General features: G+C 67.0%; 11 protein-coding genes. 7 read left to right on the forward strand and 4 right to left on the reverse strand.

Annotated elements, in window-relative coordinates; translation table 11 throughout:
• The first annotated feature begins 6 nt into the window (after positions 1-6).
• The 4 genes from K7711_RS18315 (at position 7) to K7711_RS18330 (ending at position 3,421) form a co-directional block, all read left to right on the forward strand.
• On the forward strand, positions 7-420 hold the full coding sequence (locus K7711_RS18315; protein ID WP_222970614.1) for a VOC family protein: 414 nt from the start codon (positions 7-9) through the stop codon (positions 418-420).
• Between the two features lie 37 nt (positions 421-457).
• Positions 458-1,132 (forward strand): MBL fold metallo-hydrolase, encoded by a 675-nt coding sequence (locus K7711_RS18320; protein WP_308014811.1) that lies wholly within the window; start codon positions 458-460, stop codon positions 1,130-1,132.
• Positions 1,133-1,419: 287 nt separating this feature from the next.
• A complete protein-coding gene (locus K7711_RS18325) occupies positions 1,420-2,115 on the forward strand; it encodes a YdcF family protein (RefSeq protein ID WP_222970615.1) in 696 nt (231 codons plus the stop codon).
• 16 nt (positions 2,116-2,131) lie between these two features.
• Positions 2,132-3,421, forward strand: a complete 1,290-nt coding sequence (locus tag K7711_RS18330) for a deoxyguanosinetriphosphate triphosphohydrolase (protein ID WP_222970616.1) — start codon at positions 2,132-2,134, stop codon at positions 3,419-3,421.
• A gap of 111 nt (positions 3,422-3,532) precedes the next feature.
• Here the strand turns inward: K7711_RS18330 and K7711_RS48940 are convergent, their stop codons facing one another.
• Positions 3,533-3,961, reverse strand: a complete 429-nt coding sequence (locus K7711_RS48940; protein WP_222970617.1) for a hypothetical protein — start codon at positions 3,959-3,961, stop codon at positions 3,533-3,535.
• A gap of 453 nt (positions 3,962-4,414) precedes the next feature.
• The gene (locus K7711_RS18340) at positions 4,415-6,283 is read right to left on the reverse strand and encodes a serine/threonine-protein kinase (protein WP_308014812.1); all 1,869 of its coding nucleotides are present in this window, start codon (positions 6,281-6,283) and stop codon (positions 4,415-4,417) included.
• A gap of 290 nt (positions 6,284-6,573) precedes the next feature.
• On the opposite strand from K7711_RS18340, the gene dnaG reads away from it, so the two are divergent.
• Positions 6,574-8,505: a DNA primase gene (dnaG, locus tag K7711_RS18345; protein WP_222970619.1), complete on the forward strand. Its 1,932-nt coding sequence runs from the start codon at positions 6,574-6,576 to the stop codon at positions 8,503-8,505.
• A gap of 21 nt (positions 8,506-8,526) precedes the next feature.
• On the opposite strand, the gene K7711_RS18350 is transcribed toward dnaG, so the two are convergent.
• Positions 8,527-8,772, reverse strand: coding sequence for a hypothetical protein (locus K7711_RS18350; RefSeq protein WP_040820519.1), 246 nt, complete (start codon positions 8,770-8,772; stop codon positions 8,527-8,529).
• Between the two features lie 273 nt (positions 8,773-9,045).
• Between K7711_RS18350 and K7711_RS18355 the strand changes: the two genes are divergently transcribed.
• Both K7711_RS18355 and K7711_RS18360 read left to right on the forward strand, forming a co-directional pair.
• Positions 9,046-10,785, forward strand: a complete 1,740-nt coding sequence (locus K7711_RS18355; RefSeq protein ID WP_222970620.1) for a cutinase family protein — start codon at positions 9,046-9,048, stop codon at positions 10,783-10,785.
• A gap of 250 nt (positions 10,786-11,035) precedes the next feature.
• Positions 11,036-11,587, forward strand: a complete 552-nt coding sequence (locus K7711_RS18360; protein ID WP_222970621.1) for a YaeQ family protein — start codon at positions 11,036-11,038, stop codon at positions 11,585-11,587.
• 4 nt (positions 11,588-11,591) lie between these two features.
• On the opposite strand, the gene K7711_RS18365 is transcribed toward K7711_RS18360, so the two are convergent.
• Complete coding sequence (locus tag K7711_RS18365) at positions 11,592-12,053, reverse strand: PPOX class F420-dependent oxidoreductase (protein ID WP_222970622.1); 462 nt, start codon at positions 12,051-12,053, stop codon at positions 11,592-11,594.
• Between the last annotated feature and the right edge of the window lie 95 nt (positions 12,054-12,148).

The following is a 12,148-nucleotide window of genomic DNA, read 5'->3' on the forward strand; positions in this document are numbered from 1 at the left end:
CGTGACGTGCATCTGACTCAGATCCGGCTGATCGTGGACGATCTCGCGGGTACCGCGGAGTTCTATCGCACCGTCGTCGGACTCGAACCGCAGGTGGCCGATCCCGCGCCGCCGTACATCGCCTTCAAACCGGCGCTGGGCAGCAGTCTGTGCCTGCACGAGCGCGGCGATCTGGACGCGATGCTGGGCGAGCTGCTCCGGCCGGGTCGGGGCGACACCGCGATGGTGTCGCTGCGCGTCGACGATCTGACCGGATATCTCGACGAGATCACCGCCCGGGGAGCCGAGATCGCCGCGGGGCCGGTGGTTTTCGGAGATCGGATCCGGTGCGCGTATCTGCGCGATCCGGAGGGCAATCTGGTCGAGATCCAGCAGTGGCTGACGACGCGCTCGGGCGAGCCCGTCCCGCCCGCGAGCTGATCCGCGCGCTGTCGGTGCCGGTGGTTACGATCGAACCGTGATTACCCTGGACGCATACACCGGCCATGTCTCGCAGGGGTCGAACCCGCAGCAGCGCGCGGTACCCGGTGCGCGCATCGTCAAGATGTCCGTCGGCCAGATGGACAACAACGCCTATCTGGTGCAGGACACCGCGACCGGGGCGAGTCTGCTGATCGACGCGGCGAACGAGCCCGAGCGCCTGCTGGAGCTGATCGGCCAGGAGGCCGCAGGCCGGCTGGAGCTGATCATCACCACACATCAGCATCCCGATCACTGGCTGGGCCTGGAGAAGGTGGTCGGCGGGACGTCCGCGCCCACCGCCGCGCACGAACTCGACGCCGCACCGCTGCCGGTCACCCCCGACCGGTTGCTCGCCGAGGGCGATACCGTGCGGGTCGGTGAGCTCACCCTCGAGGCGATCCATCTGCGCGGCCACACACCGGGTTCGGTAGCGCTGGTCCTGACCGACGGGGCCGGGCAGGTGCACCTGTTCACCGGCGATTCGCTGTTTCCGGGCGGCGTGGGCCGCACCAAATCCCCAGAGGACTTCGATTCGCTCTACGGCGACGTCACCACCAAGCTGTTCGACCGTTTCCCCGACGAGACGATCGTCTACCCCGGCCACGGCGATGACACCACCCTGGGTGCGGAGCGTCCGCACCTCCCCGAATGGCGCGAACGCGGCTGGTAGAGAACGAACTCGACCGAATACCCGACCGCACATGAGCGCCAGGCACCTTTCTCACAACGCGCCCAGCGGCAAAGCGTCTCCGTACGCCGGAACAGTCAGGCAAGAAACGCCAACCCCAAAGGTTTTCGGCGCGGGCTCGCCGTTGCGCGCTCGAAGCGCATGGCCGAAGGCCGAGTCTCGTGCGTGCAACGGCGAGTCTTACAGCGCCGAAAACCCGCCGGAGCGAAGCGGAGGCCAAAAAATAGAGCCGCAATCTTGGCGTGATCGAACCCTGGCACACTCGGGGAATGTCCTGGGCCCCGACTCGTCCCGCACCGTCGCCCGCTGTCCGGGCGGCTGCTCGTCCGCGCCGATCCTCCTCGGCGGGGCGCTGGCTGCGTCGTGTGATCGCGGGCAGCGTGCTGGCTGCGCTGGTGCTGATCGGCGGGACGGCGATTCGGGTGTGGCAGGTGGCGCGGATCGACGACTACTCGCATGCCGATGCGATCCTGGTGCTGGGCGCCGCGCAGTACGACGGGACGCCGTCCTCGGTATTCCAGGCACGGCTGGGCCAGGCCTACCGGTTGTTCGGGAAAGGTATTGCGCCACTGGTGATCACGGTCGGCGGCAAACGTCCGGGGGACGAATACACCGAGGCCGCGGCGGGCAAGATGTATCTGACCGATCACGGGGTTCCGGCCGATCACGTGCTGGCGGTCCAGGCCGGTTCGGACACCCTGGAGAGTATCGATGCGGTCGCCGGGGCCATGCGGTCGCGGGATCTGTCGTCGGTGGTGCTGGTCAGCGACCCGTGGCATTCGATGCGCACCCGGACCATGGCACGCGATGCGGGGCTGGATGCGTGGACCGCGCCCACCCGCACCGGTCCGTCGGTCTACACCCGCGAATCGCAGTTCCACGGCATTGCCCGCGAGACCGTGGCCTTGCTCTGGTACAAGCTGACCCACTTCCCCGCAGACTTCAAATACACTGCGGAGCAGTGATTTCCGAGGAGATGTGATGACCGGCGGCCTCCCCGGCGGATCGGCCGAGCGCGGCGTCGCGCAGGCGTACACCGCGCAGGATCATGAACGCATGGTGACCGAGTCCGCCAAGAGTGCGGGACTGAGCTGGTCGCCGATCGCCGAGCGGCGCAGCGATTTCGCCCGTGACCGCGCCCGGGTGCTGCACTCGGCCGCGCTGCGCCGTCTCGCGGACAAGACACAGGTCATGGGCCCGCGCGACGGCGACACCCCGCGTACCCGGCTCACGCACTCGCTGGAGGTCGCCCAGATCGGCCGCAGTATCGCCGAGGAACTCGGCTGTGATCCGGATGTGGTGGACCTGGCCGGGCTGGCACACGACATCGGGCATCCGCCCTACGGTCACAACGGTGAGCGCGCACTGGACGAATTCGCCTCGGCCTTCGGCGGTTTCGAGGGCAACGCGCAGAACCTGCGCATCCTGACCCGGCTCGAACCGAAGGTGTTCGGCACCGACGGGGAGAGCTTCGGGCTGAACCTGACCCGCGCCGCGCTGGATGCGACGATCAAATACCCTTGGGGCAGAACGGATTCGGTCCGCAAGTTCGGCGTCTACCCGGCCGACGCGGACCGGCTGGACTGGGTCCGCCGCGATGCGCCGCCGCGGCGGCAGAGCCTGGAATCGCAGGTGATGGACTGGTCCGACGACGTCGCCTATTCGGTGCACGACGTCGAGGACGGGGTGATCGCGGGCCGCATCGATCTGCGTGCGCTGGCGGATCCGGCCGAGCAGCGCGCCCTGGCCGAACTCGGTCACGCCCAGCATCGCGACCTGTCCATCCATGATCTGATCGCCGCGGCGCAACGCCTGTCCGAACTGCCGGTGATCGCCGAGGCGGCCGGATACGACGGCACCCTGCGTGCCTCGGTGGCGTTGAAGCGGCTCACCAGCGATCTGGTCGGCCGCTTCGCCACCGCCGCGGTGGCGGCCACCCGGGATGCCTGGGGCGGCCGTCGGCTGTCCCGCTACGCCGCGGATCTGGAGGTGCCGCCCATCGTGGCCGCCGAGGTCGCCATGCTCAAAACGGTTGCGCTGCGCTATGTGATGTCCGACCCGGAACACAACAAACGGCAGGCCGCCCAGCGCGAGCGCATCCACCTGGTCGCCGACCACCTGCTGGCCGACGCCCCGCGCATCCTGGATCCGGTCCTGCTGCCCTGGTGGAACGCGGCGGACGATGACGCGTCCCGCACCCGTGTCATCGTCGACCAGATCGCCTCCTACACCGAGAGCCGCCTCGAACGAGTCGCCACCGCGATCGGATAGTGAATTCTGCCGCCAATTCTCATGCTGTTTCCGGGACGATATCGATGTGATGAGCGACGCGGATGTTCCCGGTCGCTCATCGGCGATTTCTCGAAATCGAACCGCGCGGGCTCAGAAGAATCCGCCGCCGCCCATATCGCCGCCGAATCCGCCGAATCCGGGGCCGCCCATATTGCCGCCGAATCCCGGGCCGCCCATGTGGTGATGGTGGCCGAATCCGTCCAGCAGGGTATCGGCGAGCAGCGCGCCGCCCACGCCGGCCGCACCGGCGACCAGGGCTGTCTTCCACCACGGCGTGCTGTACCAGCCGGGGGACACGGCACGTCCGCCGACCATGCCGCCACCGTAGTAGTACGGCGTCGATGTGCCTTGCCGGTTCGAGCCGACGTACTCGTTACCGTCGATGACCACGCGGTTCTGTGCCGGAACCGCATCCACATACGGCATGGGCTGCGGCCCCGCCGCCCGTGACCGCCGGGTCATCGAGGCGATCAGAAATCCGGCTCCCACCGCGAGAGCGAGCAGAATCAAGAGCCCCATCGCGAAACCTTTCTCCATGTTCAGGTCGATAGCAGTCATATTCGCGGCGAAAAATGGGTCCGGTGCTTGATTGCGCTGTGCGCGGGCTGTATTTCCGGAAAATATGAGCTGCGGCACTCAGAAATCTGACAGTTCACACCAACGATCCTCCAATTCGAACCACCGAATCTGGATCCCGGCAGTATGAATCACCCCGAACGGTGATTCATGATCCCGACAGAGAGGTAAACACCATGTTCCACAGCATCTGGCAGCCCTTCACCGACTTCTTCCACCCCTTCGTCAACAATTTCAGCAACTTCAACCAGGGCTGGTTCCAGGGCTGGCGCCGCTGACCAACCCCCCATGAACTCGACCGAGCCGGTCGTCAGCCAGCCAGCGCCCCTTCCGCGCCCCCGCCGACGACCGGCTCCGGCGTCTGCGGAACCACAGCACCACAGCCTCGTGCGCGAGCTATGCGACCTCGACACCCGATCTCTTCTCGACGACCCATTCGAGGGCTCGCAGGTCCGCGTCGAGTTTTCGGAACAGCCAATAGGTGGCACCGAACGCCAGTGCGGTGATCCCGCACAACCACAGCACCGAATTCGTGATGCGGACGCGCTCGTCCGGCTCGAGGTAGAGGAATCCGGTCAGCACGGCGACCAGGGGCACCGATGCGGCGATGCCGAGGTAGACGGTGCTTCGCCGGCGCAGTGCCCGCAGGTGGACGGCATCGCCACTGATCGTGTGCCCACAGCGCAGGTAGATCGGGTAGACGCAGCGGACGATGTAGAACGCCTGCAGGAAAAACATGTAGGAGACCGCGATCGCGCCGCACACCAGTACCAGCATCGCCGCATGGGCCAACAGCCGCGGCGGACGACCGCCTATCGCGCCGAGCATGGTCACCCACACCCCAGCGCCGATCATCCAGAACATCAAGGTGAACATCACGTTGAAGTCGGCCCAGAAAAGGGTGCGCGAGCGGACCCGGGCCAGCGTCGCCTCGTCGTAGCGTCTGCCCGCGCGCAGGCCGCGTGGCACCGCGATCAGATGCCGGCACAGGTAGGCCCAGCTCACGATGGCCAGGGGCCAGGCGATCAGATGGAAAGTGTTCGAGGCTTCGATGAGCTCCGAGTGGACCGTCGCCCCGGACAGGTGCCCTCTGCCGAACTGCCACGTCTGCCCGTACAGGTAGGCCAATGCCGGTCCGGCGCCGGCCAATGCGATGAGCCACAGGATCGGGACGGGATGGCGCGAAAGCCGTGCCCGCCAACTGTTCTCCGGTGGATACACCAGGTCACGGGCCCGCGCGTCGAGGCACAGATCGAGTTGCAGGGCCAATTCCGATCCGCTGCCGTAGCGGGACTCGCGGTCCGGTGACAGGCAGGTCAGCAGAACCTGCCGCAGCGCCGCAGGGCAATCGGAGGGAACGTCGGACAGGTACAGCGGATCGATGGGCCGACGTCGCAGTTCGAGCATGCGGCCCAGCGACGTCTCCGACATGCCGGCGCATTCCTCGTCGGCGAACGGGACGCGTCCGGTGAGCAGCGCCCACAGCATGACGGCCAGCGCGTAGATGTCGCTTCGCGTGTCGAGATCGCCGGCCGTCCCCGGTAGCCCCGGATGGCACGCTTCGAGCTGTTCGGGTGACATGTAGGCCAGCGATCCGCCGAAGTACGCCAGCGGGCTGGTGCCCCGGATCTGTCGACTGAAGCTGACATTGAAATCGGCGAGCTTGGGTATACCGTCGGCGCTCAGCAGCACGTTCGCTGGCTTGATGTCGCGATGCAGGACCCCGCGCCCGGCGGCGTGCCCGAGAGCGTCGGCGAGTCGGCGGCCGAGCCAGGCGATAGTTTCCGGCCACGTCATCGCGGCGATGCGGGTCCGCACCGCGCTATCGGCGGGACGAATCTCGCCCTTGTCCTCGAGTACCCCGTCGATGGCGTCGAGCAGCACCTGCCCGCTGCGGGCATGCGCCGGGGTCGATCGCAGCCGGTTCAGCACATCGAGCAGCGTGCCGCCCGGCAGGTACTGCATGTAGAGCAGCTTGAGCTCGTCCTCGGCGATCAGTCGCTGGTCGAATATCCGCACGATGTATTCGTGGTCCAATTGGGCGAGGGTCTCCGGCTCGGTGCCGTGGTTGTACGAGATCTTGACCGCGACCAGCCGCTGCATGGAGCGCTGCCGCGCGAGATAGACGCGGGCGAACGCGCCCTCCCCGATCATCGTCAGCAGGTCGAAATCGCCGACCCGGTCACCCGGATTGATGGCCTCGAGGGCAACCCGGGCACTCGGGCGAGCGATCATCGTGCTGTGGTAATCCTCGGACTCATTCACCACATCGGTACCCCGAAACATGAATCCCCGAGGTGTGGCCCCACCTGACGTTCGACAGCCACACCCGAACAACCGACACAGCCTCGGTGCCGTCCACCCTCACCCCACCTCTGAAGCCTATCGCGCAATCATCGAGCACACACCAACACGTAAGGCGGCAACACAGCGCATCCTCGCGGTGTTTGCCGACGGCTTGTGCCGCCGAGTCCCTCCGCCCCGAAGCCCGACTACCCCAGCCCCCAACGGCACGCTGAAGTTCCGGGGTGGCGGGCCAGCTAGACTCGGACCTCGTGGCCGGTAGACTTCCTGATCGCGATATCGCGGCAATTCGTGAGCGGGTGCGGATCGAGGATGTCGTGGGGGAGTACGTCGCGCTCAAGCGGGCGGGGGCCGATTCGCTCAAGGGGTTGTGCCCGTTCCACGACGAGAAGTCGCCGTCGTTCCATGTGCGGCCCAATCACGGGCTGTTCCACTGCTTCGGGTGCGGTGAGGGCGGCGATGTGTTCGCCTTCCTGCAGAAGATGGAGCACGTCGGATTCGTCGAGGCCGTCGAGCAGATGGCGGACCGGATCGGCTACAAGATCAACTACGAGGGCGGCGGGACCTCGGTGCAGCGCGACCGCGGCACCCGGTCGCGGCTGGTCGCGGCCAATGCCGCCGCGCACGAGTTCTATATCGCGCAGTTGCGCGAGCCCGAGGCCGAGACCGCGCGGAAGTACTTCACCGATCGGCATTTCGACGCCGCCTCCTGGCAGCAGTTCGGCTGCGGCTATGCGCCCGGCGGCTGGGACACGCTGACGAAACACCTGCTGCGCAAGGGATTCACTGTCAAGGAACTCGAGGCGGCGGGCCTGTCCAAGCCGGGGCGGCGCGGGCCGATCGACCGGTTCCACCGGCGGCTGCTGTGGCCGATCCGCAACCTCGGCGGAGAGGTGATCGGTTTCGGCGCGCGGCGGTTGTTCGACGACGACCAGATGACCGCCAAGTACATCAACACCTCGGAAACGTTGCTGTACAAGAAGTCTCAGGTGCTGTTCGGACTCGACCACGCCAAGCGGGAGATCGCCAAGGGGCGTCAGGTGGTGGTCGTGGAGGGCTACACCGATGTGATGGCGATGCATATGGCCGGGGTGAAGACGGCTGTGGCATCCTGCGGCACCGCCTTCGGCGGCGAACATCTGTCGCTGCTGCGCCGCCTGCTGATGGACGACACCTGGATGAGCGGTGAGTTCATCTACACCTTCGACGGTGACGAGGCCGGTCTGGCCGCCGCGCAGAAGGCGTTCGCGGGCGATCAGAAGATCGCCATGCAGACCTATATCGCCATCGCGCCCGACGGCCAGGATCCGTGCGAGCTGCGGCAGCATTCGGGCGATGCGGCGTTGAAGGATCTGGTCGCGCGCCGGATCCCGCTGTTCGAGTTCATCGTGAAGGGCTATCTCGCGCAATACGATCTGGATTCCGCGGAGGGACAGGTCGAGGCGCTGCGGCGCACGGTGCCCGTGGTCGCGCAGATCACCGACAACGCCACCCGCAAGGCCTATGCGACGCGCCTGGCGGGCTGGATCGGCTGGGACGACATCCAGATGGTGGTGCGCCGGGTCGGCGACGAGGCGCGGCGCAATCGCGCCCAGGGCAACGGGTCTGCGGCTACCGGCCGAAAGTCCGGTGGCGAGGCTCCGGCGGCGCAGCCCGCCGCCGAACGTCCGGCGGCGCCGCTGAATCCGAACGATCCCACGCTGCTGCCGCAACGTCAGGCGCTGGCCGCGGCATTGCAGTATCCGGCGCTGGCCGGTCCGGCGTTCGACGCGATCGAGCCCGAGGCGTTCACGCACCCCACCTACCTCGCGGTGCGGTCCGCGATCACCGAGGCCGGGGGAACCGCCGCGGGAATCGGCGGCGCCGAATGGGTGGCCCGGGTCGCCGATCACACCGACGATCTCACGTTGCGCGCGCTGGTCTCCGAACTGGCCGCACTGCCGCTGCCGATCAAATCGATCGATGACATCCAGCGCTTCATCACCGGCGTGCTCGCGCGCACCCAGGAGGCGTGGGTGGGCCGTCAGGTCGCGGAGCTGAAGTCGAAGCTGCAGCGGATCTCCTCGACCGAGCAGTCCGAGGCGTACATGGCCCTGTTCGGCGATCTGGTCGCGCTCGAGCAGTACCGCAGGAGTCTGCAGGCTCAGGCCATGGGGAATTCGGGCGACTTCGCCGTCAACTGACGCGCGGCCGAGAGGTTTCGCTCAGCCGCGCAGCTGATCGTGCGGCACCAGGACCGTGGTGCGCTCGTCGATCGGTTCCATCGGCTCGAGCTTGGGCTGCGTGCTGAGCTTGTCGGACAGCTTCTGACGGCCGACCTGGACGAGCTTGCGGGTGACCGGGCTCTCGGTGATGGCGCGCGTGGTCTTGCTGATCTGCTCGTAGCGGACCCGTCCGGCCTTCGCGCCGAGTATGTACCCGGCTGCAACACCGATGATCAACCGCAGCATGTGCTCGAGCTCCCTCCAGTTGCCTGTCCCGCGCCGTACATCCTGCCCGACATCCGGCTCGGCTGTCGATCCGGCACCGGGTCGGGGGTGTGCGTGCGGACCACACGATGCCACAGGGGTACGACAGGAATCGTGGCATCCCGCGGGCATCCGGATTTCGGTCGATTGTCCAATCCTCGTAACGCCCGGCGCTTCCGTGACGACGTTCCGTATGGCACATGGTCCTCGGGGAGGCCTGTTCCTCCACTCGTCACTTCGGAATGGGGATCGGGCATGTCGTCTCGTGAATTCTGGGCACGCAAACGTAAATTCGTTGTGCGCCATCGTATTACGGCGGCGGTCGCCGCGCCCGCGATATTGGGCACCGCGGTCGCCGTCGCGGTCGCGGTACTGCCGGACGCCGGTCCGCGCACGACCGCGCCGCGGCTGATCGCGTCGGTCACCGACTGTCACGACATGGTGACCATCTCGGTCGCCGGGCGCAACGACAGCCCGTCGGCGAGCACGACGAAACTGCTGGTCGGAGCGGACGGCAAGGAACTGCCCGCCGCGCTGTCGGACGACTATCACAGCCAGTGGGTCGACCCGGTGGTCAACGCGCCGAACGGCAAGGTCGATCCGGGCTCGTACGCCGCGGTGTACATCGCCTATCCCGCGAACATGAACAGTTACGAGGACGCGGTGGACGCGGGCGTGGCGAATACCGAGAAGGTGATGGAGCAGATCAAACAGGCCTGTCCCGCAACGAAATTCGCGATTGTCGGCTACAGCGAGGGGGCGGACGTGGTGCGCCGGGTGGCCACGCAGGTGGGACATCAGGAGCCCGCGAAGGACGGCTCGTACGCCATCGTGGATCCGGCCAACGTGACCGGTGTGGTGATCCTCGCCGATTCGGGTCGATCCGCGGGCGACGGTCCGTTCCCCGGTGCGCAGAATCCCTACAGCAACCCCGACGGCTTCGATCAGAAGTATCAGAACGGCACCACGCCGATCTCCGGTCAGGGCGCGATGCCGGGCAACAGCGGTGATTTCGGTTCGCTCGACGGCAAGGTCGCCTCGTTCTGCTCGGAGGGCGATCTGACCTGCGCGGCGCCGCAGAACATCTCGCTGCTGCAATTGGCGGCCAACGTCGGGCGGCAGTTGAACGTGGACGCCTTGCAGTCCGACGGGCTCACCCCCGCGACCGGACAGGACGTCGCGACGGTGCTGGCCCGTATCGGCTACAACGCCTTCCAGTACATCGAGTCCCAGCCGAACTGGATGGCCAGTAAGGAAACTCTGCTCCAGGTGCTGTTGAAGGTGTCCGACCCGACGTACAAGCCCGGCCAGCAGCAGGCGGATCCCGCTCCGGCACAGTCGATCTCGACCGATCAGCTCGCGCCGCTGGCCTATCTGCCGCAGAAGGTGCTCAACGAGGTCGTCGGGCTGATCGTGACAAATCAGAACACGATTCCGGTGATCCTGAGCGATCCGTACCAGCTCACCCTCGGCCCGAACGGCACCGGACACCACTTCGACTACTGGCGTGATTCGAGCACCGCCGACGGCAAGCCGCTGACCTCCGCCGAATACGCCGCCGCCTGGCTCACCCACCTGGCCCAGCAGGCCCAGGCCGGAAAGCAGATCGACACCACGTCCAAGCCCACCTCCACCGACGTCGCCGCCGCCTACAAGGCCGCCGCCGAAACCCAGGCCGCTTCGACGACCACGGCAACCCCCGCGACGACGACAACCCCCGCGACAACGACAACTTCGGCCGTCCCGACGACGACAACGACCCCGGCCACGACGACAACCGCGCCCACCACGACAACTACCGAGCGCAAGGCAACCGCCGAGCCCAAGACAACCGTCGAGCCCGAGGCAACCGAAGTCGCCCGAACCTCGGCAACCCCGGCACCGACCACCGCTGCCGCATCTCCCACCGAAACCCGAAGCGTGACGACCACGCCGAAGGAAACCGCCACCCCCACAACTCGTCCGAAGGAACCAGCAACTGCGGGCGCGCACTGATAGCCGCGCGTAACCCCTCCGAGGGGCCTGGAGGGCAGTAATCCGCTGTATGCGCCCCGTACTCGGACGCTCAGGGCACGACGACCCGATCGCTGCCACACGAGAATCCTATGCACGGGGTCGTCGGCGAGATTCGCTTCGAGAGGCTCGTTCGTCAATCCCGCCGGAGGATCGCGCACGCAGGACGGTGGCGACATCTGCGACCCGGTCGGGCAGCGCCCGCGACGGTGGGGGCTAGGCTCGGGGACTTGTGGCACTCGGCGCAACTCTGTACACGTTCACGGTCCAACTGGCCGATGTGGACCGCGGGATCTACGACGACTTCGAGTTGCGGGTCGCGCGGCATCCGTCGGAGACGGCGGAATTCATGGTGACGCGGGTGCTGGCGTACTGCCTCGAGTACGAGGAGGGCATCGCGTTCAGTGACGGCGGAGTGTCCTCCAGCGATGAGCCCGCGGTGCTGGTGCGTGATCTCAGCGGCCGGTCGATCGCGTGGGTCGAGGTCGGCGCGCCCGACGCGGATCGGCTGCATCGTGGCAGCAAAGCGGCCGATCGGGTGGCGGTGTACACCCATCGCGATCCGGCCAAGCTGTTGACAGCGTTGTCCGGCAAGCGGATTCACCGTGCGGCGCAGATTCCGGTGTACGGCGTCGAGCGGGCCGTGATCGATTCGGCCGTGGCCGCGCTCGACCGCCGCAACACCCTCGGCGTATCGGTCACCGAGCGGGTGCTCTATCTGGATCTCAACGGCGTCTCGCTGAGCACGCCGATCGTCGAGTACCGGATCGAGGGTCCGGCCTGACGCCTCAGGCGTCCTTCGACGGCGGGAATCCGCCGGTGGCGACGGGGCCCCAGCGTTCGATGTGGATGCGGATCAGCGATTTGTTCTGCTTGGCCATCGCCTCGCGGTACTCGTCCCAGTCCGGGTGCTCGCCGGAGATGCAGCGGAAGTAGTCGACCAGCCCGTCCAGCGCCTCCGGCATGTCCAGCACCTCGGCGCGTCCGTCGACCTGGACGTACGCGTCGTTCCACTCATCGGACAGTACGCAGATCGATACCCGGGAATCCCGCCGCGCGTTGGCGGTCTTGGCACGGCCCGGATAGGTCGACACCACGATGCGTCCCTCGGAGTCGACGCCGCAGGTCACCGGTGACATCTGCGGGCTGCCGTCGGCGCGGGAGGTGATCAGTACGCCACGGTGCCGAGGCCGCAGGAACTCCAGCAGCGCGGTCAGTTCGACACGGTCGGCGGTAGCGATACGGGGCATAGGGTGATTCTCCTCGATGGTTCGAATCGGAACCTTCATCATGCCCCGGACGGGGGACAGGCGTTCTGATCGCCCAGGATTCGCGGGTCTCGGCG

Origin of the sequence: Nocardia coffeae, from assembly GCF_019890715.1 — a bacterium.
Lineage (GTDB): Bacteria > Actinomycetota > Actinomycetes > Mycobacteriales > Mycobacteriaceae > Nocardia > Nocardia jiangxiensis.